The organism is Caldicellulosiruptor sp. DIB 104C, from assembly GCF_028198085.1.
Lineage (GTDB): Bacteria > Bacillota > Thermoanaerobacteria > Caldicellulosiruptorales > Caldicellulosiruptoraceae > Caldicellulosiruptor > Caldicellulosiruptor saccharolyticus.
This window is the reverse complement of sequence record NZ_CP116337.1, coordinates 1,783,367-1,808,599: the sequence shown is the minus strand read 5'-3', so window position 1 is coordinate 1,808,599 and position 25,233 is coordinate 1,783,367. Positions and strand designations below refer to the sequence as shown.

26 protein-coding genes, 2 pseudogenes and 1 riboswitch are annotated in these 25,233 nt (G+C 33.4%); of the genes and pseudogenes, 25 read left to right on the top strand and 3 right to left on the bottom strand.

Going from position 1 to position 25,233, the window contains the following annotated elements; genetic code table 11:
- The first annotated feature begins 14 nt into the window (after positions 1-14).
- From PGC14_RS09080 to PGC14_RS09010, 15 genes and pseudogenes are all read left to right on the top strand, one after another.
- On the top strand, positions 15-641 hold the full coding sequence (locus PGC14_RS09080; protein WP_271628717.1) for a phosphoribosyltransferase: 627 nt from the start codon (positions 15-17) through the stop codon (positions 639-641).
- 100 nt (positions 642-741) lie between these two features.
- Complete coding sequence (locus PGC14_RS09075; protein ID WP_271628716.1) at positions 742-1,266, top strand: helix-turn-helix domain-containing protein; 525 nt, start codon at positions 742-744, stop codon at positions 1,264-1,266.
- A gap of 20 nt (positions 1,267-1,286) precedes the next feature.
- Positions 1,287-2,198, top strand: coding sequence for a hypothetical protein (locus PGC14_RS09070; protein ID WP_039766787.1), 912 nt, complete (start codon positions 1,287-1,289; stop codon positions 2,196-2,198).
- Between the two features lie 23 nt (positions 2,199-2,221).
- Positions 2,222-3,088 (top strand): hypothetical protein, encoded by an 867-nt coding sequence (locus tag PGC14_RS09065; RefSeq protein WP_271628715.1) that lies wholly within the window; start codon positions 2,222-2,224, stop codon positions 3,086-3,088.
- Positions 3,089-3,096: 8 nt separating this feature from the next.
- A riboswitch (NiCo riboswitch) is annotated at positions 3,097-3,189 on the top strand.
- Between the two features lie 96 nt (positions 3,190-3,285).
- Positions 3,286-4,143 (top strand): cation diffusion facilitator family transporter, encoded by an 858-nt coding sequence (locus tag PGC14_RS09060; protein ID WP_039766783.1) that lies wholly within the window; start codon positions 3,286-3,288, stop codon positions 4,141-4,143.
- Between the two features lie 150 nt (positions 4,144-4,293).
- Positions 4,294-4,782: a transcription elongation factor GreA gene (gene greA, locus PGC14_RS09055; RefSeq protein ID WP_083931504.1), complete on the top strand. Its 489-nt coding sequence runs from the start codon at positions 4,294-4,296 to the stop codon at positions 4,780-4,782.
- 23 nt (positions 4,783-4,805) lie between these two features.
- On the top strand, positions 4,806-6,293 hold the full coding sequence (gene lysS / locus PGC14_RS09050; RefSeq protein WP_271628714.1) for a lysine--tRNA ligase: 1,488 nt from the start codon (positions 4,806-4,808) through the stop codon (positions 6,291-6,293).
- 114 nt (positions 6,294-6,407) lie between these two features.
- Positions 6,408-7,409 (top strand): acyl-CoA dehydratase activase-related protein, encoded by a 1,002-nt coding sequence (locus tag PGC14_RS09045; protein ID WP_271628713.1) that lies wholly within the window; start codon positions 6,408-6,410, stop codon positions 7,407-7,409.
- Between the two features lie 17 nt (positions 7,410-7,426).
- Positions 7,427-8,578 (top strand): 2-hydroxyacyl-CoA dehydratase, encoded by a 1,152-nt coding sequence (locus tag PGC14_RS09040; RefSeq protein WP_271628712.1) that lies wholly within the window; start codon positions 7,427-7,429, stop codon positions 8,576-8,578.
- Positions 8,575-9,534: an acyl-CoA dehydratase activase gene (locus tag PGC14_RS09035; RefSeq protein ID WP_039766772.1), complete on the top strand. Its 960-nt coding sequence runs from the start codon at positions 8,575-8,577 to the stop codon at positions 9,532-9,534. The genes PGC14_RS09040 and PGC14_RS09035 overlap by 4 nt, the downstream gene beginning before the upstream one ends.
- Before the next feature lie 182 nt (positions 9,535-9,716).
- A complete protein-coding gene (locus PGC14_RS09030) occupies positions 9,717-10,439 on the top strand; it encodes a M20/M25/M40 family metallo-hydrolase (protein WP_039766770.1) in 723 nt (240 codons plus the stop codon).
- A 254-nt stretch (positions 10,440-10,693) separates the two neighbouring features.
- On the top strand, positions 10,694-11,575 hold the full coding sequence (gene ilvE / locus PGC14_RS09025; protein WP_011916401.1) for a branched-chain-amino-acid transaminase: 882 nt from the start codon (positions 10,694-10,696) through the stop codon (positions 11,573-11,575).
- A 30-nt stretch (positions 11,576-11,605) separates the two neighbouring features.
- Positions 11,606-13,264, top strand: a complete 1,659-nt coding sequence (gene ilvD / locus PGC14_RS09020) for a dihydroxy-acid dehydratase (RefSeq protein WP_039766767.1) — start codon at positions 11,606-11,608, stop codon at positions 13,262-13,264.
- A 27-nt stretch (positions 13,265-13,291) separates the two neighbouring features.
- Positions 13,292-14,950, top strand: coding sequence for a biosynthetic-type acetolactate synthase large subunit (gene ilvB, locus PGC14_RS09015; protein ID WP_271628711.1), 1,659 nt, complete (start codon positions 13,292-13,294; stop codon positions 14,948-14,950).
- A 423-nt stretch (positions 14,951-15,373) separates the two neighbouring features.
- Positions 15,374-15,487, top strand: a pseudogene (locus PGC14_RS09010) (transposase); the annotation flags it as partial.
- Positions 15,488-15,531: 44 nt separating this feature from the next.
- Here the strand turns inward: PGC14_RS09010 and PGC14_RS09005 are convergent.
- Positions 15,532-16,119, bottom strand: coding sequence for a VanZ family protein (locus tag PGC14_RS09005; RefSeq protein ID WP_039766762.1), 588 nt, complete (start codon positions 16,117-16,119; stop codon positions 15,532-15,534).
- 28 nt (positions 16,120-16,147) lie between these two features.
- Complete coding sequence (locus tag PGC14_RS09000; RefSeq protein ID WP_237698987.1) at positions 16,148-16,522, bottom strand: hypothetical protein; 375 nt, start codon at positions 16,520-16,522, stop codon at positions 16,148-16,150.
- Between the two features lie 1,368 nt (positions 16,523-17,890).
- Here PGC14_RS09000 and PGC14_RS08995 point away from each other — a divergent pair.
- Positions 17,891-18,478, top strand: coding sequence for a hypothetical protein (locus PGC14_RS08995; protein WP_039766754.1), 588 nt, complete (start codon positions 17,891-17,893; stop codon positions 18,476-18,478).
- A 236-nt stretch (positions 18,479-18,714) separates the two neighbouring features.
- Here the strand turns inward: PGC14_RS08995 and PGC14_RS08990 are convergent, their stop codons facing one another.
- A complete protein-coding gene (locus tag PGC14_RS08990) occupies positions 18,715-18,942 on the bottom strand; it encodes a hypothetical protein (RefSeq protein WP_237738254.1) in 228 nt (75 codons plus the stop codon).
- A gap of 94 nt (positions 18,943-19,036) precedes the next feature.
- Between PGC14_RS08990 and PGC14_RS08985 the strand changes: the two genes are divergently transcribed.
- The 9 genes and pseudogenes from PGC14_RS08985 (at position 19,037) to PGC14_RS08945 (ending at position 25,228) form a co-directional block, all read left to right on the top strand.
- On the top strand, positions 19,037-19,462 hold the full coding sequence (locus tag PGC14_RS08985) for a hypothetical protein (RefSeq protein WP_039766751.1): 426 nt from the start codon (positions 19,037-19,039) through the stop codon (positions 19,460-19,462).
- A gap of 89 nt (positions 19,463-19,551) precedes the next feature.
- The gene (locus PGC14_RS08980; RefSeq protein ID WP_271629873.1) at positions 19,552-20,376 is read left to right on the top strand and encodes a hypothetical protein; all 825 of its coding nucleotides are present in this window, start codon (positions 19,552-19,554) and stop codon (positions 20,374-20,376) included.
- Positions 20,376-21,134, top strand: a complete 759-nt coding sequence (locus PGC14_RS08975; protein ID WP_127352416.1) for a hypothetical protein — start codon at positions 20,376-20,378, stop codon at positions 21,132-21,134. Before PGC14_RS08980 ends, PGC14_RS08975 begins: the two co-directional genes overlap by 1 nt.
- 605 nt (positions 21,135-21,739) lie before the next feature.
- Positions 21,740-21,913, top strand: a complete 174-nt coding sequence (locus PGC14_RS08970; protein ID WP_157678152.1) for a hypothetical protein — start codon at positions 21,740-21,742, stop codon at positions 21,911-21,913.
- Between the two features lie 22 nt (positions 21,914-21,935).
- Positions 21,936-22,592: an ABC transporter ATP-binding protein gene (locus PGC14_RS08965; RefSeq protein WP_045166346.1), complete on the top strand. Its 657-nt coding sequence runs from the start codon at positions 21,936-21,938 to the stop codon at positions 22,590-22,592.
- Positions 22,585-23,265: a hypothetical protein gene (locus PGC14_RS08960; RefSeq protein ID WP_271628710.1), complete on the top strand. Its 681-nt coding sequence runs from the start codon at positions 22,585-22,587 to the stop codon at positions 23,263-23,265. The genes PGC14_RS08965 and PGC14_RS08960 overlap by 8 nt, the downstream gene beginning before the upstream one ends.
- A 459-nt stretch (positions 23,266-23,724) precedes the next feature.
- A pseudogene (locus PGC14_RS08955) lies at positions 23,725-24,343 on the top strand (transposase); the annotation flags it as partial.
- 500 nt (positions 24,344-24,843) lie between these two features.
- Positions 24,844-25,041, top strand: coding sequence for a hypothetical protein (locus tag PGC14_RS08950; RefSeq protein ID WP_039765412.1), 198 nt, complete (start codon positions 24,844-24,846; stop codon positions 25,039-25,041).
- Positions 25,042-25,081: 40 nt separating this feature from the next.
- On the top strand, positions 25,082-25,228 hold the full coding sequence (locus tag PGC14_RS08945) for a hypothetical protein (protein WP_237738208.1): 147 nt from the start codon (positions 25,082-25,084) through the stop codon (positions 25,226-25,228).
- The last annotated feature ends 5 nt before the right edge of the window (positions 25,229-25,233 follow it).

Genomic DNA, 25,233 nt, shown 5'->3' with positions numbered 1-25,233 from the left:
GAGTGAATTTAAAAATGTACTTTAAAGATAGAGTTGACGCAGGAAGGAAATTGGCAGAAAAATTAAAATCATTCAAGGAAAGACAAGATGTAACTCTTTTTGCAGTTCCAAGAGGTGGGATAGTTGTTGCAAAAGTGATTGCAGACCAGCTTAAACTGCCTTTAGATATAGTCTTAGCAAAGAAGATTGGAGCACCTTTCAACAGAGAATTTGCTATTGCAGCGGTTGATATAAACGGAGATATTGTTTTAAACAGTGAGTATGTAGAATATTTTTCAATGAAAGAGGAGTATATAGAACACCAGAAGGAAAAGGTTTTGGAGAGCCTCAAACAACAGCTTGTCAAGTACAGAGGAAAGCTGGAGTATGAGAACTTGGAAAATAGAATAGCAATAATAGTTGATGATGGGATAGCAACAGGTGCAACCACAAAGGCGTGCATAAGATTTCTTTCAAAACTAAATCCTAAACAGATTTATATTGCAACTCCAGTGATTGCTCCATCAACACTAAAAGAACTTGAAAAAGAGTGTGATGGCATTTTTTATCTTATCAGCAGAGAACCTTTCTATGCAGTTGGTCAGTTTTATGTTGACTTTTCAGAAATTTCAGAAGATAGTATTAAAAAGCTTTTGAGCTAAAAATTTTTAAGAGTTGTGTGCACAAAAATGTTAACATAAAGAAGGTTTTTGTGGTATTATAGAATCAACAAGACTATGTTGTTAAAGTGGGATGAAAAAGATGGATTTTTATAGGATAGGTGATAAAGTTATAAGCCTTCAGAAAATAATTGATGAGGTTAAAAGAATTCTTGATCTGCGTCAAAAGGGGCTTTCACAAATAGAGGTTGCTGAAAAGCTGAAAGTTGACAGGTCATTTATTTCAAAGCTTGAGGGTCTGGGTGAGGTCAGAAAAGGCAAAAACATAGCAGCAATAGGCTTTCCTATAAAGAACAAACAAGAGGTTGAAGAAGTTTTGCAAAGTTATGGAATAAACTACTATCTATTGATGACAGAAGAAGAGAGAAATGATTTCATAAATTCACTTTCGGCAGCACAGCTTCTGAATATTATGGGAGAGTATATTAACAACTTTAAGAGTTTTGACATTGTAATTGCAATGGGTTCAGACTTTAGACTTAACTGGTTCAAAGCTTTTTTAAATTGCGAGGTCATAACAATTCCCCTTGGGAAATCTCCTTTAAAGTATGATGTTGAAGTAGATATAGAGACTCTTAAAAAGATTTTGGATACAATTACGCAGTAGAAAAGAGGCGATGATTTTTAATGAAGAGGGTAGTAAGTGTCAGTATTGGTTCAAGTAAAAGGAACCACAAAGTTTTTGCAAATATCAAAGGGGTGGAATTTGAAATAGAGAGAATTGGGACAGATGGAGATATAAAAAAAGCAATTGAGATTATAAAAAGTCTTGATGGAAAAGTGGACGCATTTGGCATGGGCGGAATTGACATTGTACTTTATGGCGGCGGGAAAAACTACGTAATCAGAGAGGCTATTCCTATAAAAAATGCTGCAAAAAAGACACCACTTGTCGATGGTACAGGTGTTAAAAATACATTTGAAAAATGGGTAATAAAATACCTTCAAGAAAACAATATCATAGACTTCAAAGGGAAAACTGCTCTTGTTGTATGTGCGCTTGACAGGTACAAACTTGCAGAAGGGCTTTATGAGGCAGGTTGCAAACTCTTGCTTGGTGATGCACTTTTTGCGCTTGGAATTCCTTTTATGATAAAAAGCTTAAAGACCTTTTACTATCTGGCTGCCTTGCTTGTTCCGTTTATTATTAAACTTCCGTTCAGTATGCTATATCCTAATGATGATAAAAAAGAGCAAGATCCTAAAAATTTACAGAAGTATTGGAAATACTACGAAATTGCAGATATTATAGCAGGTGATTATAAATACATTCAAAAGTACATGCCAGATAGTTTAGAAGGCAAGATAATAATTACTAATACTATTACAAAAGAGGATGTTGAGGACCTTAAAGCAAGAAAACTCAAAATGCTTGTTACAACAACACCGGAGTTTGATGGCAGGTCATTTGGTACGAATGTTGTTGAGGCAATACTTGTTGCCTTAACTGGGAAGCGGTTAGAAGAAATGAGCCAGCAAGAAGTAGAGAAGCTTATAAAAGAGATTGATTTTAAACCAAGAGTGGAAATATTCTATTAATAGATAAAAAATTATGGTTTGGGTTGATTGAAATTTTTACAGTGACATTTTTATTATATGGTGATGAAGAAATATTTTTAAAGGGATCCCCTAAATACTTTCCCAAAATATTAAAAAAGATTCTTCTCAGAAGGTCTCTGCCAAAATATGAAGAGTATATAAGATATATAAACAACATAGAGGTAAAACTTGAATTTTTTATTTTTCCGAAGATAGAAAAGATGACAAAAAAATCTTCGAGGATATACAACTATATTCATCATCAAAGGTCAAATAGCATAGTATTTCTTGACAAGTATTATCATACAAATATCTACATAAACTGTTATCTCACATATTATGTATTAAGGAGCATTTTGAGAAAATATGGATCGACTTTAAAAAATAAGAAAATAGGTGTAATGGGGATTGAAAAAGCAAGAAAAACAGGTTTTCTCTATGAAATTGCAGAGCAGGTTGAAGTTTTATATGTCTTGAGTACTACTCAGCGATTTGAAAGGATAGCCGATGAGCTTTTGGGCGAGTTTGGGACTGTGTTAGTGAGGGCTTATGATTATGAAGAGATTCTGAATAAAATGGATATTGTTTTTGTGTTTGAGAATATAGAATGTCAGCCTCATCAAGAAAGGATTATAGTATGTTATCCTGAACAAGGAATTATTGAAGATGGGATATTTACAAAAAGGTTTATCTCATTAGATAATGTCAAGGTTGATTTTCTGCCTTTAAAAGAGATTGTTGTGTATGATAAAACGCCTTTTTGCAGTCTTTCACCGGCTATGATAGGAGTTTTGAGTGAGAAACTTCTTTTTACTTATATTACCAGCTTTTCAGAAGCTAAGAGTGTATTTACAAAAAGCTTTTTTGATGTTAAAATAGAATTCAAGTGAAAGTAAATAAAGTAAAAAGTGGTCAGAAAAGAGCAAAAAGTTTGCTCTTTTCGGGCCTGAGCAAAATCAGGCAGCAGGAGAAAAAAGCCTGCGGGACCCATGTTTTTATTAAAACATGAGTCTTCGCAGGATTTTTTTATTCTAAAGCCTCCATTTATAAAAAAGCTAATTTTAGAAAGGAGTTTGAAGAATAGTTTATGGATAAGCAGGGAGCTGCACTTTTGTCAGTTTTTTCAAACACCACATTGATTTTATTTAAACTGATTGCAGGAGTAGTAATGGGGTCGGTCTCTGTTATTTCAGAGGCTATTCACTCAGGGATTGACCTATTGGCAAGTATTATTGCATATTTTTCTATAAGACAGGCAAAAAAACCTGCAGATAGCGACCATCCTTTTGGGCACGGCAAATTTGAAAACGTCTCGGGTGCCTTTGAGGCCATTTTGATATTCTTGGCAGCTACTCTGATAATTTATGAGGCCATAAAGAAAATAATACACAAGGGGGAGATTGAGAGTATAGAGGCAGGTATTGGGGTTATGCTAATTTCAGCTATTGTCAATCTTTTTATATCTTCAAAACTCTTTAAGATTGCCAAAAAAACCGACTCTGTTGCTTTAGAAGCTGATGCAATGCATCTTTTTACTGATGTATTTACTTCATTTGGTGTATTCTTAGGACTTCTTGTAATCAAATTTACACATATATACATCTTAGACCCAATAATAGCTATAATTGTTGCACTGATGATAATAAAGGCTTCTGTAGAGCTTACGCAAAAAGCTTTGTGTGACCTTGTTGACAAGAGTCTTCCTCAAGAGGAGGTAAAAGTGATAGAAGATATCATCAAGAAATACTCGCAGGTGACAAGCTATCACAAGCTCAGAACAAGAAAGAGCGGCGATAGAAGAGAGATTGATGTTCATATACGAATGGAGAACTCAACAACTTTGATTGATGCACACAATCTTTGTAATATGATTGAGGATGAGATTAAAAATGCCCTGCCAAACTCTTATATAACAATTCATATAGAGCCAGAGGATGAAAAGTGAAATCTCAACTTTTCTTTCTTGACATAAAAAGTCCTTTGATTTATAATTGACAAAAGTTAAAATGTTCAAGCATAAATTATATATCAATAAACTAAAATTAATCTTAAAAACGAGATTTCAATTTTCTTCATAGAAAAAGGGGAGGAAAAAATGGCAAGAGAAATGGATACAGCAAAGTTTCAACTTTCACGTGAGGCTTATGAAAAGTACTTAAAAGAGCTTGAAAATCTAAAGACTGTTAAAAGAAAAGAGGTTGCTGAAAAGATAAAGATTGCACGTTCATTTGGTGACCTTTCCGAAAACTCTGAGTACGATGAAGCAAAAGCAGAACAGGCAGCTTTGGAAGAGAGGATTGCATACTTAGAAAAGCTTATAAACAATGCAAAAATAATTGACAAAGATGAAGTTTCAACTGACTTTGTGGGGATTGGTACAAATGTAAAGATTCAAAATGTAGATACAGGTGAGATTGTTGAGTATTCCATTGTTGGCTCAAAAGAGGCAAATCCATTTGAGTTTAAGATTTCTGATGAGTCACCTGTGGGCAAAGCGTTAATGGGCAAAAAAGTTGGAGAAGTTGTGGAAGTTACTGTTCCTGCTGGAAAGTTCAGATATAAGATACTTGAAATATCGAAATAAAAAGACGGAGTTGGTGAAAGGATATGCAGGAGTTTGAGTTTACACAAGAGGAACTAAACGAGCAGATACAAAATAGGATAAAGAAACTAAGAGAACTTCAGCAAAATAAGTACAATCCATACGAAAAGGTAAAGTATGATTCTACTCATTATTCAACAGAGATTAAAGAAAATTTTGAGAAATTTGAAGGTCAGTTTGTCTCTGTTGCAGGAAGAATGCTATCAAAAAGGGGTCATGGTAAAGCTTCATTTGTTGATATTTTGGACCCAAAAGGGAAAATTCAAATTTATATTAAAATTGATGAAGTTGGCGAGGAGAAATACCAGGAGTTCAAAGAATACTATGATATTGGCGATATTATAGGTGTCAAAGGTGAGGTCTTCAAGACACACAAAGGAGAGATTTCAATCAAGGCTAAAGAAATTGAGATGCTTACAAAGTGTCTTAGGCCTCTTCCTGAAAAATGGCACGGCTTGAGGGATGTAGATACAAGATACAGAAAAAGATACCTTGATCTGATTGTAAATCACCAGGTGAGAGACACATTTATTAAAAGGAGCTTAATAATTCGCTCAATCAGAAAATATTTAGACGACAGAGGCTTTTTAGAGGTAGAAACGCCGGTTTTAAGCCCTATTGCAGGTGGTGCTGCTGCAAGGCCATTTATTACTCACCACAACGCACTTGACATTGACCTGTACCTTAGAATAGCAACAGAGCTTCATTTAAAAAGGCTTATTGTTGGCGGGTTTGATAAAGTTTACGAGCTTGGTCGTGTGTTTAGAAACGAAGGTATTTCAATCAAGCACAATCCAGAATTTACAACAATTGAGATTTATCAGGCCTATGCTGATTATAAAGATATGATGAATTTAACCGAAGAGCTAATAACAACTGTTGCAAAAGAGGTTTTGAGAACGCTAAAAATAACATATCAGGGGCAAGAGATTGACTTGACACCACCTTGGCAAAGGCTTACAATGATTGATGCGATAAAAAAATATGTAGGAGTTGACTTTTCACAGGTATCTTCTTTGGATGAGGCAAGAAAGATTGCAAAAGACCTTGGTATTGAAGTTGAGGAAAACTGGCAGATAGGTCACATTATAAACGAGGTTTTTGAGCAAAAGGTTGAAGACTTTTTAGCTCAGCCCACATTTATTATGGACTATCCAGTTGAGGTATCACCACTTGCAAAGAGAAAAAAAGACAATCCACAGTTTACAGAAAGGTTTGAACTTTTCATAACATGCAGGGAGATTGCGAACGCTTTTTCGGAGCTAAACGACCCATTTGACCAAAGAGAGAGGTTCTTAGAACAGCTGAAAGAAAGGCAAAGAGGTAACCAAGAAGCTCACATGATGGACGAGGACTTCATAGAAGCGTTAGAGTACGGAATGCCACCGACAGGTGGGCTTGGCATTGGAATTGACAGGCTGGTAATGCTTTTAACAGATTCTTACTCTATCAGGGATGTTTTGCTCTTCCCGACAATGAGACCAAAAGACTAACCAAGAAAGGGGCAGTTGTTTTTTCAAAAGATAGCTGCCCCTTTTTTTAGACACCTATTTTGGATTGTGTTATAATAGTAAAGGATATAATAGAGGTTAAAGGAGATTAATCTTATGAAGATAGCGATTCCACATGCACTTTTATATTACTATTATTTTCCGCTGTGGGATACCTTGTTTAAAGAGCTTGGCTTTGAAGTAGTTGACACTGGAATAACAAATAAAGACATTCTTGATAAAGGCTCTAAAGCTGCTGTGTCTGATATTTGTGCGCCAATTAAGATTTTTACCGGACATGTAATAGAGGGTCTTGAAAAGGCAGATTATGTATTTGTACCAAGATTTGCACGAATAAGAAAACCGGAATATTTTTGTCCTAAGTTTATGGGACTTCCTGATATAATTGAAGGAACTGTTGAGGGAAGTCATGGAAGAGTTATTTCGCCAATAATAAATGAAAAAAACAATGAAGATATTAGCTCACCAAAAACATATGATGTATTGACAGATATATTTGGGTTTTCACACAGAGAAATAAGGCTTGCCTTAAAAAAGGCTGAGGAGGTATTTTTAAGGTTTAAAAATTTGCTTCACAGTGGACTTAGCTGTGACAAGGCACTTGAAAGCTATAAGCTACAGCGATGGGAAAAGGATTTGGGAAAGGTCAAAAAAGATGGAGAAGTGACAATTGCTGTTTTAGGATATGTCTATGATGTTTATGACTCATTTATCAGCATGGATGTAATAAAAAAACTGGAAGCAATGAATGTGAATATAAAAACCTTTGAAATGGTACCAATAGATATTGCATATGAAAACCTCAGACACTACAGAAAAAGGCTATTCTGGACGTTTTCAAACAGGGTACTTGGCGCAGGTCTTTTCTATCTCAAAGACCCAGAGGTTGATGGTTTAATTCACGTGACAGCGTTTGGATGTGGCCCTGATGCCATTGTTGGAAGGTTTTTGCAGTATGAAAGCGATGTTGCAGGGAAGCCTTTTACGACCTTGAGGGTGGATGAGCACACAGGTGAAGGGCACATGCTTACAAGAATAGAAGCGTTTGTGGATATGTTAAAGAGAAAGAAATGGGCAAGTGTTTCGCGTGGAGTTTAGTGCGGAGGTAATTGAAAATGAAGGTTTCGTTTCCATATATGGGCTCAGCAATTGTGTACAAGAAGCTTTTTGAGTTTTTAGAACATGAAGTTATAATGCCACCAAAACCAACTCAAAGGACGATGGACTTAGGTGTAAAATACTCACCCGAGTTTGCTTGCATTCCTTTAAAGATGGTCATGGGCACATACTTAGAGGCTATTGAAAAGGGCGCAAAGGTGCTTGTGACCTCTGGTGGGCACGGGCCTTGCAGAGCAGGTTTTTATGGTGACACTCACAGGAACATTTTAAAGTCGCTTGGTTATGACGATGTTGAGCTTATAATATTCGATGCACCACAGGACAACTGGAAGGCATTTTGGAGAAATGTCCAAAAAATTCGAAATGGTGTTCCATGGCCTAAAGTAATAAGCAGAATGTATACATTATACAGGTTTGTCCAGAAGTTAGATGAGCTTGAAAAGATGGTTCAAAAGATAAGACCTTATGAAATCAATAAAGGTCAGACAACTCAAGTGTGGAATGAGATCCAAGAAAAGTTTGACAAGATAAAGACACGAAAAGAGCTTTATAAAGTATATGAAGAGTGCAAGAATATGCTCCTTAGCATTCCCACAAAGGAAGTTGATGAAAGAGATAAAATTAAGGTTGGTATTGTTGGTGAGATTTACGTTGTTATGGAAAGTTCAATTAATTTTGGCATAGAAGAGATTTTAGGCAATCTTGGTGTTGAGGTTGAAAGAAGCTTATATCTTTTTGAGTGGATAAACGACAATTTGGTCCCATGGGCACTTCGGCCGAAGAGGTTTAAAGAGATAATTAAAAAAGGACAAAGATATATAAAGATTCTGATAGGTGGGCATGCAGTTGAAACAGTTGGACATATTATAGACTTTAAAGAAAGAGGGTTTGATGGAATTGTACACCTAATGCCGTTTGCATGCTTGCCTGAGCTTGTGACACAAAGCTTGATTCCAAAGATTTCAAAAGAGGTTGATATTCCAATCCTATCTTTGCCAATTGATGAGCAAACAGGAAAAGCAAATATGCTAACAAGAATAGAAGCCTTTGTTGACCTTTTGAGAAATAGAAAGAAAGGAAAGACAAATGAGGTGCTTGTAAATAATCTCCAACAACATGCTGATGAAGAAAGGGTTGTCATGGTATGAAGAGTATTTACATAGGGGTTGATGTTGGTTCTGTGTCTACAAATGTTGTTGCGATTGACAAAGATGTAAATGTCCTTTTTAAGACATATATCAGGACAAATGGGCAGCCAATTGACTCTGTTAAAGAGGGAATACGGCAACTAAAAGAGAGTCTTGGAGATGTTGAAGTTTTAGGGGTTGGCACAACTGGTTCAGGCAGACAGCTTGCAGGAGCAATCTTGGGTGCGGATGTTATAAAAAACGAAATAACAGCACATGCGACAGCCACAATCCATTTTGTTCCAAATGTTAGGACAATCTTTGAGATAGGAGGACAGGACTCAAAAATAATAATTATCAAGGACCAGATGGTTGTGGACTTTGCAATGAACACTGTATGTGCAGCTGGCACTGGTTCTTTTTTGGACCATCAGGCTGAAAGGCTAAAAATTCCAATTGAGCAGTTTGGTGACTTGGCACTGTCAGCAAAAAATTCTGTCAGGATTGCAGGAAGGTGTACTGTGTTTGCAGAGTCAGATATGATTGCAAAGCAGCAGTTTGGATTTTCAAAGGCTGAGATTATAAGAGGACTTTGCGATGCGCTTGTGAGAAATTACTTGAACAATGTTGGAAGGGGCAAAAACTTAGAACCACCGTTTGTTTTCCAGGGCGGAGTTGCAGCAAACAAGGGCATAAAAGCTGCGTTTGAAAGAGAGCTAAAAAGCGAAATTATTGTCCCCGAACACTTTAACGTTATGGGGGCAATAGGTAGCGCAATATTGGCAAAAGATTATATTGAGAAAACCAAAGCAAAGACAAAATTCAGAGGCTTTGATGCAGCAGATATTGAATTTACAACCTCATCTTTTGAGTGCAAAGGATGTTCTAACAGGTGTGAGGTTGTAAAGGTCTCAATGGAAGGAAAGGTCATTGCAATGTGGGGAGATAGATGCGGCAAGTGGACAAATTCTTTATAAAATATTTTCTCAATAAAATATTTTCCCAGCCATGGGCGAATCCCATGGTTTTTTAGTTTTCCATGAAAAATTTTTATATATTCTCACCAAAAAAGTGATATAATAAAAGTAAAGAAACATTTAAGAAGGTACCATGCCATGTCCGAGGGGTAAGAGATTATATAAGGTCACTTCTTTTAAAGATGTGCGCGATAGAGTCCTACCCTGGCAAAGAGGAAGAACTGAAAGAGTTTGTAGAAAATGAACTGAGTGAGATGCTGGTTTTCTATGATGATGACAAGCAAAACAATCTATTTGGTGAAAGAGGAAAAAATCCAAAAGTACTTTTAAATGCCCATCTTGACTCTGTAGGAAGTGAAGAGATGGGCAAAAACTGGATGATGGAAGTAGTTTACGACGAAAAAACCGGCAGAATAAAAGGAAACGGTACAAGACCAATAGGCGCTGATGACAGATGCGGAATTGCAATCATTTTGGCTCTTTTGAGATTTACCCACTACCAGTTCAAATTTCTCCTCACAACTTCCTGCGAAGACGAACATAGAGGAGTAAAATTTTTCATTGAAAACCATCCAGAGTTTTTCAAAGGTGTAAATCTTGTGATTGGCCTTGACAGACGGGGTTTTGGCGATGTTGTCTGTAGCTATGGTGGCAAAGATGTATGTTTTAAGAAAGAATGCATTGACAAGGTAATTGAAATAGGCAAAAGTTTAGGAATTCCAGCAAAGAAAGAAAAAAGTCCTCACATTGCCGATATAAGATACATCGTTGACAGGTTTGGAATAAGCAGCTTTTGTCTTTCTGTTGGTTATTACAATCCTCACACCCCATCTGAATATGCAGTGTTGGATGAGGTTGTCAAGACGTACAAGTGGATGTGCAGAATTTTAGAATGTATGCAGTAAAGCTTTTTAGGACCTCAGTTTTGAGGTCTTTTTCTTTTTTATTATTGTCTTTCTAATTTCTCTTAGGTATAATGTATAAAAATAACTTCAACTTTTTATATAGTCTCTTCTCAGAAGAAAAAATCATTAAAAAAATGCAAAGTGGTACAAAAAAACATGTCGACATAAGTTTTTAAGTGTTATACAATAAATAATTAATCATCTTTTAGTTTTTTCTGAAAAAATTAATAATGCACATAGGGGGAAATGTTTCGATGGAAGAAAAACTAATATACATCGATGGGGAGTTTTATAAAAAATCAGAGGCAAAAGTGTCAGTGTTTGACCATGGGTTTTTGTACGGCGATGGGGTGTTTGAAGGGATAAGAGTTTACAATGGAAAGATTTTTAAATGTAAAGAACATGTGGACAGGCTATATCAAGCAGCAAAGGCTATTTACATGGAAATTCCAATATCAAAGGAAGAGATGATTGAGGCTTTAAAGAAGACATGTAGAGTTAATAACATAAAAGATGGGTATATAAGGCTTGTTGTGTCACGCGGTGTTGGTGATTTAGGCCTTTCACCCACTAAATGTCCAAAACCAACTATTGTTATCATTGCTGATTCTATTGTCTTATATCCACAGGAAATGTATGAAAAGGGAATGAAGGTTATTACTGCCTCAACAAGAAGAAATAGTCCTCAGTGTTTAGACCCTCAGATAAAGTCATTGAACTATCTAAATAACATCTTAGCAAAGATTGAGGCAAACATGGCAGGTGTACCAGAGGCTATAATGCTCACACAAGATGGTTATGTTACAGAGTGCACAGGAGATAACATCTTCATTGTCAAGGATGGTGAGCTTATCACACCACCTGTTTATCTTGGAGCTTTGGATGGTATTACAAGAAGAACTGTGATGAAACTTGCAAAAGATCTTGGTATTCCTGTGTATGAAAAAGTGTTTACACTATTTAACCTTTACAATGCAGATGAATGTTTCTTTACAGGCACGGCAGCAGAGGTTATAGCAGTCACAGAGGTTGATGGAAGAAAAATAGGCAATGGTGAGGTTGGACCGATTACAAAAAAACTAATGGAAGAGTTCAAAAAACTTACACTTGTTGATGGTGTTGATATATATGACTAAAGTATTCTTTTAAAGGAGCTGTGAAAAATAATGAGGAGTGACATTGTAAAAAAAGGTTTTGAAAAAGCGCCTCAGCGCTCGCTTTTCAAGGCAATGGGATATACAGATGAAGAACTCAAAAGGCCTTTGATTGCTGTTGTAAATTCATGGAACGAAGTGGTTCCTGGGCATATTCACCTTGATAAGATTGCAGAGGCGGTAAAAGCAGGTATAAGGCTTGCAGGTGCAACACCTATAGAGTTTAACGTAATTGGTGTGTGTGATGGAATTGCAATGGGTCATATTGGAATGAAGTACTCTCTCATCACAAGAGAACTGATTGCGGACTCAATTGAAGCAATGGTAATGGCACATCAGTTTGATGGCATGGTCTTGATTCCAAACTGCGACAAGATTGTACCAGGAATGCTGATGGCTGCAGCGAGAGTGAATATCCCAAGCATACTTATAAGCGGCGGTCCAATGCTCGCTGGTAGGGTAGATAATAAGGTGTGTGATTTGAATTCTGTGTTTGAAGCAGTAGGTGCGTACTCTGCTGGCAAGATTACCGATGAGGAGCTTTTTGCTCTGGAAGAGAATGCATGCCCTGGTTGTGGTTCTTGTTCTGGCATGTTCACAGCAAACACAATGAACTGTTTGAGCGAAGTACTTGGAATGGCTCTTCCTGGAAATGGCACAATTCCGGCTGTGATGGCAGCACGAATCCGCCTTGCTAAAATGGCCGGGATGAAGATAGTTGAGCTTGTAGAAAGAGACATAAAACCATCTGATATTTTAACAATTGAAGCATTTGAAAATGCCTTGACAGTTGATATGGCGCTTGGTGGATCAACAAACACTATCTTGCATCTTCCTGCTATTGCGAATGAATTAGGGATAAAACTTAACCTTGATATTATAAACGACATCAGTGACAGAACACCCAACCTTTGCAAGCTCTCACCAGCAGGACATTACCACATCGAGGACCTTTACTTTGCGGGCGGCGTTCAAGCTGTTATGAATGAGCTTTCTAAAAAAAGTTTGATTCATTTAGATCTTTTGACAGTTACAGGGAAAACTGTGGGAGAGAATATCAAAGATGCAAAAGTTAAAGATTACAATGTTATCAGGCCAATCGACAATCCATATTCTGAAACAGGTGGGCTTGTGATTGTAAGAGGCAACCTTGCACCGGATGGTGCTGTTGTCAAGAAAAGTGCTGTGCCGCCAAAGCTAATGAAGCACAGAGGACCAGCGCGCGTGTTTGAAAGTGGTGAAGAAGTGTTTGAGGCAATCTTGAAAGGGAAAATTCAAAAGGGCGATGTGATTGTTATAAGATACGAAGGTCCCAAAGGCGGACCGGGGATGAGAGAGATGCTCTCACCCACATCAGCACTGGCAGGTGTTGGACTAATTGAAGATGTTGCACTCATCACCGATGGAAGGTTTTCTGGTGCAACACGAGGCGCTTGTTTTGGCCATGTATCACCAGAGGCAGCAGAGAGAGGTCCGATTGCAGCTGTGCAAGATGGAGATATCATCTCGATTGATATAGATAATAAAACTCTTACTTTAGAAGTTTCTGAAGAAGAAATAAAAAGAAGGCTTGAAAGCCTTCCACCATTTGAGCCAAAAGTGAAGAAAGGTTATCTTTACAGATACTCAAAACTTGTAAGGTCGGCATCAACCGGTGCTATACTTGAATAAAAATCTTATTTTGGGGGTTGTGTTATTTTGAAGCTGACAGGTGCAGAGATTATTATTGAGTGTTTAAAAGAACAAGGGATAAAAGAGGTATTTGGGTATCCGGGCGGTGCTGCCCTGAATATCTACGATGCTCTTTATAAACATCAAAATGAGATAAAACATTATTTGACATCGCACGAACAGCATGCCTCACATGCAGCAGATGGGTATGCTCGTGCCTCTGGCAAGGTTGGGGTTGTGTTTACAACCTCAGGCCCCGGTGCAACAAATATCGTCACAGGTATTGCAACAGCCTACATGGACTCAGTTCCAGTTATAGCAATAACAGGTCAGGTGCCAACAAATCTACTTGGTAAAGATTCTTTCCAAGAGGTTGACATCACAGGTATTACTATGCCAATTACAAAGCACAATTTTATTGTAAAAGATGTAAATGTTTTAGCCGATACCATTCGACGTGCATTTGAAATTGCGCAAAGTGGAAGACCGGGACCTGTTTTGGTTGACGTATGCAAGGATGTTACTGCGCAGTATGCTGAATATGAGAGAAAGGAACCAAAAAAAATTAGGAAAAAGGTTTTTGCAACACAAGAAGAGATAGAAAAAGCGATTGAGCTTATAAATTCAAGTCAAAGACCTTTTATCTGCTCAGGCGGAGGGGTTATTTCGTCAGAGGCTTCAGAAGAGCTCATTCAATTTGCAGAAAAGATAAATGCGCCAGTTGCAACAACTTTGATGGGTGTTGGCGGATTTCCATCAACTCATCCTAACTATACAGGGCTTGTTGGAATGCATGGAAGTCGTGCTTCTAACTATGCAGTTTCACACTGTGACCTATTGATTGCTATTGGTGCGAGGTTTTCAGACAGAGTAATAAGCAAGGTAGACAGGTTTGCACCAAATGCAAAGATTATTCACATTGATATTGACCCTGCTGAGATTGACAAAAATGTAAGCACAGACATTGCGCTTGTTGGCGATGTAAAGCAGATATTAAAAATCTTGGTTGAAAATGTACAGAAGAAGACTAACACAGACTGGATAGAGATGATTTATGAATGGAAGAAAAACTATCCTTTGAGCTATCCTCAAGATGGCAAGCTTCATCCACAGTATGTTGTTGAGAGAATTTCTGCTCTTACCAACAACGATGCAATAATCACAACAGAGGTTGGACAAAACCAGATTTGGGCAGCACAGTTTTACAAATACCAAAGGCCAAGACAGTTTATTTCTTCTGGTGGTCTTGGTACAATGGGTTATGGTTTTGGTGCAGCAATTGGAGCAAAGATAGCAAGGCCGGACAAAGTAGTAATTGATATTGCAGGTGATGGGAGCTTTAGGATGAACTGTGGCGAGCTTGCAACGGCTGTTCATTACAATATACCTGTGATAGTTGCACTACTTAACAATGGTGTTTTGGGCATGGTACGCCAGTGGCAGGATCTTTTCTATGGAAAAAGATTTTCACAAACAACCCTTGATAGGCCACCAGATTTTGTAAAGCTTGCAGATGCATACGGTGCACTTGGCATAAGAGTTACATCACCAGATGAGGTTGACGGGGCTATTTTAAAAGCGTTAGAGGCAGGAAGACCAACTGTAATTGACTTTGTAATTGACAAGGACGAAAAAGCGCTGCCAATTGTCCCACCCGGCGCGCCAATTGATGAGATTATTGATTAGAAAAGACCAATAAATGGATTATGATTTTTTACAGCGTTTTTTGTATTAATTATTATAGCGCGGAAATATATCAAAAAATAATAAGGTAGGAGAAGAATGGTAGAATATTATATTACCGGTATTTTTTATCTTTTTGGTTTTGGGAATTATAGATTAATTTGACTTGAAAAAAGTACTTTTAATGAGATAGCAGTATTCTTATTTGTTTTATATTTATTATATTTAAACACAATAATAACACACAAATACAAAAAAGAATAAATACATTAAAATGTAAAGTTAGAAAATCAAGTTCAAAATAAAAATAAAGATAAGAGGGGCTTTTCACAAAAAATTTGAAAAGCCCCTCTTATAACTATTAAATATCCAAAAAGATTGTTGTCAATATTATCATTTTAACGATGAATTGATTGCTTACAAAACAAATTAGTTGCATATTTTGGTTTAACCCTCTCGGTAGTTCAATCATGGCAATTTGTTGGCACGAAGAACAAAATATCAAAAAGAGGTTCAGAAATATTGCGAAGAGTATTGTTCTGCGGTAAAAAATATATTCAAAATTTTTTAAAAACCTCTTGCTTTTAATTAGCTGGTCTTTTTTTGTTATTAAAAAAGTTTTTTATTTGGGGTATGTTGAATATCAAGATTCCTGTAAGATAACCAAGTAAATTAATTATAATGTCTAAAATATCAAATACACCCCTTTTTGTTAAAAACTGTAACAATTCAACTACTATAATCCATACTAAAAAAATAAAAATTGTGATTTTTGGTTTATTTTTTATTCTAAAAGAAAGGTAAAAACCAGCTGGCAAATACAAAATGAAGTTTTCAATTATTTGAGATAAACTATAATTAATTATTTCATTTAAATTAAAGTTGATGTAATGTTCTGATCTGCTTATCCGGAAAAAGCTAAGCGAAATAACTAAAACAATATAACTGGTAAATAAAATATCTAACATGAAATAATATAATTTTCCGTTAAATATAAGATGCAAGAGAGAAAACAATAAAAAAGCTACAAAAACTCTCAAAAATATAAAGCTAAATGCTTCAATTGAAAAATGTAACCAGATATCATCTAAAACATAATAACATAAAAACATTGACAAAACAAGAGAACATATAACTATAAATGCATTTTTTAAGATTTCTTTAAGTTTCATAATGGTCCCCCTGCTAAAATTTCTAATATTACTTATCGTCATATACAATACCATCAAAATCTACATTATCTTTATAAGTGGACTGGAAGTATATTTTATAAGTTCCGTCAGAAAGCTCAGTAAATGGAAGTGTATAATATGATGTATCATTTGGACTAACTTGAATTGTTTGAGCTTTATTACTTACAGCCTTGTATCCCAACCATTCTTTTTTAAGAGGAGTTAATTTCATTTCAGCATATGTCCCAGTATTCCATCGAGTTGATTTAGTTATTCTGTGATAACAATAAAAATCACCTTTTGTAATTGTAAAACTGTCAACAGATTCTTTGCCGACATCAGTAAATCCTGTTCCTTGATAAGTGTCTAATTTATTTGATAGTGCAAAGACAATGTTGGTCATTAATGGTAAGCAAAATATTGCAGTTAAAGTAAGAATAATAAGATATACTTGTTTCTTGTTATACATTGGCAATCACACACCTTTCTATTTTTAGTTATTATAAAAAATTTTTGTTGCTATTATTATATACTCTAATATTGATGAAGTCAACAATATATACCAGTAACTTGACAGCAATGCTGTAAGAATGTATAAATGTCTATCTAAGTATATTAAACTAAATCAATACATTGTGTAAAAAATATTATTCTGTTAGGTTATAACAGGAATTTGGAAATAAAATACAGTTTTAATGATAAACCATTTACAATTGAATTTTCAAAATTTCAAATGTGATAAACTAACAAATAATTATAGATTGCTCTATAAAAAATAATTATTTTTATCTTTCAGTTAGGAGAAAGCTAATTTATTATGTTTCAACAACAGAAATGAGTGTTAATAGCAAACGACAAAGTAGTAGAATGGTATTTAATGTAAAGATTTTAAGAAACAAAAAATATTTAAATTAGTTTTTTCAGAAAAAATTAAAACAAGAAAAAACTAATAATACAAAATTAAAAGTTAAATTTGCAACTATTAATAAAATTTTCTGTACATACGGGGAAGATGCAAGAATAGTTAAAAAGTAACCTTATCTTTAACCTATTTGAGTATTTTCTGAGAAAACCATTACAGAAGATGAAGCGGTGGCTACTTTTGATGTAGTTGTTTCAGATATTGAATATTAATAAAGGGACTTCCACAAACGATAAGTTTGATATGCTCTACTTTTAGTAAGCAATAAAGAGACAAAACTTTTGATTAAAAGGGAGCATATTTTTTTAGTAAAAGTATTTAAATTAATTTTTAATTTTAAAAATCGAGAAAATCGAAGAGATTTAAAGTTAATTAAAGAAATATGTATTTTTTGCTCAAAATTTAGCTAAAAATTGGCTAAAAAAAAGAAAAAACGGGATTGACAAAGAGAAAATATATAAGATATGATTTACATAAAAATTCCAAGAAGAGATTTACAGAAGAAATAATTTAAGCATAGAATAGTCTTAAAAAAAAATAAAAGAATGAATATATAAAAAATCAAGTTGATTGAAAAGATAAAAAGAAGATGCTATTATGTAAGGCACAAGATATAACAGACTGTGCTCAAGAAGGCTTATCAACAATTTGTTTGCAGTGTAGGGGAAATAGATGAGCTGAGAAATGTATGAGATGCAGATAGAGTTTTAAATAGGCCTCGTGTGATATTTGAAAAATCTTTAGAATAAAAAAATTAGAATTTTTTAAATCTAAGCCCTAACCTTTTATCAGCCGGCTGAAAAAGGTTGAGATAAATATCAAAACAAAAAAGAGGGGGTTATTCGTTAATTGAAAAAAACTTATTTGTGCAATATTTTAGTAATTATTTTTTTAGCATATTTAATTTTGAGCGTGATTATAGGAGGCTTTTTGTTTAGTAGAATAAACAAATTGGAAGTGTTTAAAGTCAATTATAATGCAAAAATTATTAATATATTTTTTGTCGAATATTCTCATAAACTCTCTGATGCAAGTGATATTCTGGAATATCTCATCAAAGATGAAAATATGGATTTTTCATATCTAAACGGAAGACTTGAGGCATATTTTTTAAATAATACATTGACGATGTTAATTGCAAAAGAGCCAAACATATTTGAAGATAAGGAAATAGGTAAAATAATTAACTCAAGATATGGATTAATTATCAAAATTGTTGATTTTCTTAAGAAAATTAAGACAAAAATAGTTGACCATAAAAATAAAGAAAAAATTATTTATATTAAACCTGATATTGAAAAGACAATATTTTTATTAAATGCTTTAAACGAAGATTTGCAGTCATTCAGAAACTCAAAAACCAAAAAAGTATATGAAGAATATGAAAAAGAACTCTTAGAATGTATAGCAAGAGTTGAGAAAAATATTTTTCAATAACTTTGGTGCAATCATAGAATAAAAGTTAAAATATGTCAATTAAACTAAAAAGTTTTCTATTTTTCTGAAAGAAATTTTTTGTAATATTTTTCAATACTATAAAGATTAATCACTCCACTGATACTTGAAAATAAAATTATAGTTTTGAATAACAATACAATACCGTCAAAATCTATGTTATCTTTATAGATTGACTGAAAATATATCTTGTAAGTTCCATCAGAGAGTTCAGTAAATTAAAGTGTATAGTATGAGGTATCGTTTGGATCAACTTTAATTGTTTGAGCTCTATTGTTTACAGCATTGTATCCCGACCATTCTTTTTTAAGAGGAGTTAATTTCATTCCAGCATATGTTCCTGTATTCCATCGAGTTGACTTAGTTATTCTATGGTAACAATAAAAATCACCTTTTGTAATTGTAAAACTATCAACAGATTCTTTTCCAACATCAGTAAATCCCATACCTTGATAAGTGTCCAGTTGATTTGATAGTGCAAAAACAATGTTGGTTATTAGTGGTAAGTTAAATAATGCGAATGGGAAAATTAGGAGGTGTATGTTAATAAGAAGTCTTAAATTAAAAAGTTTAATTTCAGTACTATGTTTATTTGCTTTTGCTTTAACGTTTGTATTTGCACTAGCAGTAAGCGGTTATTTCAACGTAATATTGCCAGCTTTTAAAGGTGATGTAAAAATTAATGGAGCAAATAAAGTAACAAATGATCAGTTTGTACAAGTAAGAGTTATTAGTAAAGGAACTTCATTGTTAAGTAGCAACAACCAAGTAGATTTCTGGGTCACTGATTCAAATGGTAATTATCTTACAAATGTTGTAGCAGTATCTCCTCAAAACGGTACTGTTAATATTGGTTTTAATACTAACAATTATATTAAGAGTGGAACCTATATCAATTTATGGGCTCAAAATGACGCTGTAGATGTTGTGTCTGTCCAAGCAAGTGGTTGGTATGACTTGCGCTAAGTTTAATAAAGCTAATTTGTAGGGTTATAGCATTTATTGCTATAGCCCTACATTATAAAATGTTTGGGAGTGATTGTAATTTGATTAATGTGTTAAAATATGAATTGAAAAGGTTATTTAGTAGAAAGGAATTTTTTATTGTAATAGTAATTGCTTTTTTTTACATAAGTGTAGATTTTATTTATCATTCAGTAATGTTAATCAATTCACCTTTTTTTGAACTACCATCTGCATATCAGATGTGGTTGTTGTACAATAAAGTTCGTGGATACTGGGGGCAACTATTTGCTTATTTCTTAATTCCGTTATTTGCAACCATACCGTATTCAGATTCATATTTAGAGGATAAAAGGGCAGGAGTTATAAATTATATTATTACGCGTTGTAATAAAAGAGTATATCTTTTTGGGAAGGGAATAATTGTCTTTTTCTCTGGTTTTATTGTAGTTTTTGCAACATTGCTTTTTGATCAATTATTATGCTTTTGTCTATTGCCAGTTTATTCTCCGTCGGAAAACGTATTTAACCAACCAACATATAATGCTTATCAATTTTTAAGTACAGTACAACTTCCAAAATTGCATTCGATAAATCCTTATTTACATAATTTATTTTATATGCTTTTAAATGGCGTTTGTGCTGGTATCATTGCTTTGGTTTCATATTCTATATCCTTCTTTAGAAAAATGAACAGATATTTGGTGGTTATTTTAGCTTTTTTATTCTATCTGCTGGAAAATATTATTGGAAAATTAATTAGTTCGTCAACTACATTTTCAATAGCTGATTATTTAATTATTCTTCCATTTTCTTCTGAAATTACAAATTACCAATATTTCCTAATCTTTATGATTATGTTGTTCTTTATAAGTCTTATTATTATAAACTTTAAATGTAGTAAGGATGAAGTATAATGAAATTTAGGCGAATTTTCTATTTAAACTTAGCAAGAAAATTTATAGCTTATTTTGCAACTTTATTTGTGGAATTAGTACTTTCGATTTCTTTGTTTAAATTTTTGAATAAGAATAAAGCATGGACGATTGATTTAATTCTAAGTCAAATATTTAAAGCAAACGTAATTACGTTTTTTTATGTACCCATATATCTTCTTTTGGTCAGTTCGCAAATACATATGGATAATTGCCTGATTATTCTGAAATATACTTATGTTGAGGATTGGTGGAAGGAAAAAATAAAAATTTTACTAAAAGATACCTTAATCTATTTATTATCTATATACACTATACCTTTGATAGTAACTGTTATGTTGAGTTCAAAGTATTTAAAAGCTTTAAGCTACAAGGAGTTTATATTCATTTTAGAGTTTCTATTTATTGTGCTTCTTTTGTTAGTTGTATATGGAACAGTATATCTTATTGTATTGGCTATTATTAAAAGAGCTATTACGGCGTATATAGTTGGCATATTAGTGCCTTTCATAGATTTTGTCTTTATATATATATTTAAAACAGTGAATTTTTCTGGTATTACCTTAGGTATGTTAATAAATTTTCTGATGAGCTATAGTTTATCGCTAAAAAAGCATCTTTTTTTATTTGGAATATACCTTAGTTATTTTTTGCTGCTTTTTACCTTCTTGAACATTATTATGACAAATACATTGAAAAAAATAGATATTTACAGAGGTGATAAGAAATCAGAAAACTGATAAATAGTTTTGTCAGTTCCTTAGTTATCTCTTTGTTAATTGATTTATATTGGCTGATGTCTTTGAAATTTTATAGTAATACTTCTGTTGAAATTTTTTTGATTTTGAGTTTGAATTATTTACCTTTTCCAGGTAAAGTAACTTCATTTATATATCCTTTAATATATGCTTTGCCCAGATTATATCTTATAGCTACCTTAGGAAATGTTTTTTCTCATGATTTTAAAAGATGTGCAGTTTACATTTTTACAAGAAAAGATAGCAGGCTCTCATGGTATTTTAATAAGCTTTATTTTATATCTTTATACATTTTATCTTTTCTGATTACATTTGTAATAACCACAACACTATTTGCCTTGGCAAATAAATTTAGGGTAGAATCTTTTTTAAAAGGTCTATTGTGTTGTGCAGTAATGGTTCTGCTAAATTTTATTTCTATAATATTGTTTACTATAGTTGCAAATATATTATCATTATATATGAGTTCAAGAATATCCTTTTTGTTTACTATAATAGTTTGGCTGATATTCTTTGTTCCCTTTTTTATATCTTTAAATGATTTCAATTATCTTTTAATAAAATTTAGTCCTGTTTTACAAGCTGTTTTGAGTTGGCATAGTGATAGATTTATTGTAGATATAACTGGAATTTATGGAATAGATAGCATAAATGGTTTTAGCATATGGTGGTCAATGTTTATACTTGCTATTTATTTTTCGATTGTAGTGATAATAGGAATAAAAGTAGTTAAAAATATCGAAATATTCGAGAGAGATTGACAGGAAAGAGGTGATTTTAAATATGAAAGCAATAGAAGTTAGAAATTTAACGAAGATAATCAAAGGAAAAGTTATTTTGGATAATGTTAATCTTGAGCTCGAAGAGGGAAAGATTTATGGATTTTATGGTAGAAATGGTTCAGGCAAAACTATGTTATTTAGAGCTATATGTGGATTGATAAAGCCAACATTTGGAGAAGTTATTGTTTTTGGAAAGAGAATAGGAAGAGATATTTCTTTTCCTGAAAGTGTAGGGGTAATTATAGAAAATGTTGATTTATGGGATAATTTAACAGGTTTTCAAAATCTCAAACTATTAGCTTCTATAAAAAATGTAATTACTGATGATGAGATCAAAAATGCAATAAAAAGGGTTGGGCTTGATCCAGAAGATAGAAGACCGTATAAAAAATATTCGCTTGGTATGAAACAAAGATTGAAAATTGCACAAGCTATAATGGAAAAACCTAAATTGATTGTTCTTGACGAGCCAACAAATTCTCTTGATGAAGATGGTGTTAAACTTGTAAGACAAATTTTGTTAGAGGAAAAGGGAAGAGGAGCAACAATTTTATTAGCAAGTCATATAAAGGAAGATATAAATTTGCTATGTGATTATAAGTTCAGGGTAGATTCAGGGAAAGTTTACTATTCGGAGGATGAAAGCAAAGATGAATAGAAAGTGGATTGTGATGATATTTGTTATTTTAGCCTTAGATATAGTTGTAAGTTTTTTCGTAAAAAAATCATTTATTAATATTGAGACACAAACTATAAGTGAAAACATAAAAGACCAATGCGTTTTTTTAAATGGTGGCAGTTTTAAGGGATGGAATAATGAAAATTTTTCGTTGGAAAAGATTATTAGAGATTCTGAGGTAATTGTAAAGGGTACTGCACTGAGCGATAGAATTTATGTGAAAGGTTCAATACTGACAGCTTTCAATGTTATCAAGACTTACAAAGGGGATATAAAAAATTCAAAAATTTACATATTTGAGCCAAGTTATTTTAATTTAGGTAAATACAACAATTACTTTGCATACTATGGCTATAATCTTATGAAACCAGGCCACAAATACATTCTTTTTTTGAAGAAATGGAAGTATACAAATTTTGTTAGATATAATCCATATTATAGAGGCAAAGAGATTTATATCTTTACTCATAATTCTGCTATTGATAAATTTGAAATTAATAAATCAAATATTGCAAAAGTGATTAACTTTGAAGATGATATTATTAGATATGGTCAAGTGAAAGATTATGAGGTTTTTGTATATAACAAAAATGAATTAACTGAATACTATCAGCTAAAAGAGAAGGTGTTGAATTGGATTTCTCAAAATTGATCGGTGCTTGGTGAAGACATATTTACCGCCTATTTATTACAAAGCAAAGAATAAAAGGTATCAGCTTTTTTAAATATATCCTCTCTCTCTCAATGTATTTTTGATTTTCTCAAAATATCTTGCGATTTCTTTAAATTTCGCTATCTAAACAAATAATTTTGTTCTTGATATTGTTATTATTGTTTTATTTTACCATGTCCGGCTTAGACTCAGCCTCTATATTGTATTTATATTGTTATTCTACCATATTGCGGCGGGTTTCTATCCACTAAAACCATGGTGTTTACCCTCTCATGTCTCTCAGGGTCTTTTCTCACTTGCCCTCAATTCCCTCGTCCCATCTACCATATTTCTTAACCATCAATCCATTTCCTAAAGATGTGAACAAAGGGAGTTAAAATAAAATTGTGTCTACTGTATAATTAGTATTGAAATAATTACCAAAGGGGGTTCACGATTATGGGAAAAAATGAAATTTATGAGACCGCTAAAAATATGGCTATCGAACAAGTGCTAAATATGTATTGCTTTCTGTGATGATCCTACTCGCCCAGCACTAAAACAGCTAAAAGTAAAACTTGCTCGATTACTTTATGTTATCAGAAAGAACTGTTTACCTTGCTAAAAACGAAAACGATAAAGGCAATGGCTTCTATGAGAGAAAACTTGCAACACCTGCCTTGTGTCTTGAAATTTCTGTTCCAATAGAGTTGATGGCTCAACTACTTCCCTTCTGATGTCACAAGTATATCAATGGTTGTTCTTGAGCGTTCACTTGTTCGGACTTTGAAAGCTTTGAATTTTCCGTATTCCGAAAATGACTCACTAAAAAATCAAAGAAAGTTCTCAAAAATGAGCTTCAGTTATTCAAACAAAGAGAACTACCAACAAGTGCTTTTGCTTTTTTTTTTCATCGATGGCTATTCAAAAGTGAAGTTAAGGATAATTCTAAGATAAAACTTGCTACTTGCAATGCCAGCCTTGGTATCGACTCAAGAAAGGTAAAAAAGACATTTTCGGTGTCTACACTTTCTTCGTCAAGGAAAACGAGGCTGATTGGATGAAAGTTTTTGACGACTGAATTACGAGTAAGATAAATTGATTTTTTATTATAAACTTAAGAAAATTGAAGAAATTTTAAGCTATTTAAAGAAAAGTACATTCTGAGCTCAAAATTTAGTTGAAAATAGTCTAAAAAAAACGGGATTGACAGTGTGAAGATATATAAGATAAAATTTGCTTAGAAATTCCAAGAAAAAGTTTACAGAAAGAATATTTTGAGAATAAAATACCCCAAATAAGAGAATAAAGAAACTGAGATATAAAAAAACAAGTTAGATGAAGAAATGATAAGAAGATACTATTGTGTAAAGTAGTATAACAGATTGTGCTCAAAGAGATATGGCAACAATTTGTTTTGAGTATGGATAAGGAAATATCAATTACATAAATAAGAAGTGTAACAGGGACAGATAGGTTTAGAGGAACTGGCATATGATGTTTGAAAGAGTTTTAGAAAATGGAGATTGAAGTTAGGGAAATAAGCAACAGCCTTTCATCAGCCGGCTGAGAAGGGTTGTGATAAACATCAAAACAAGAGAAGGAGATGAGAAAATGATAGTTACTAAAAAAGTTAAAAGATACGTTACCTTAAGTTTGATTTTAACTTTATTTTTGAGTTTTTTTAATTGTGTTAAAGTAAATGCATATTACTCCTCTGGCGGAGCTGTAAATTATGCAGATACATGGGCGTTAAGGAGATGTATTATTTTATGATTGGGATTCTGATGGAACATATGATCATTCTGCTATTGTAGTGGTTTATGCCAGAGACCCTGATTCTGGGATAAACGGTGTTTTGCAAGATCAACACACAACAGATAGAAAATGGGCAATATGGCATTTAAAGCCATATAATCTTAATCCTCTGTCTACAATCATAAGTGCTGTTAGACCACAATAAGATGG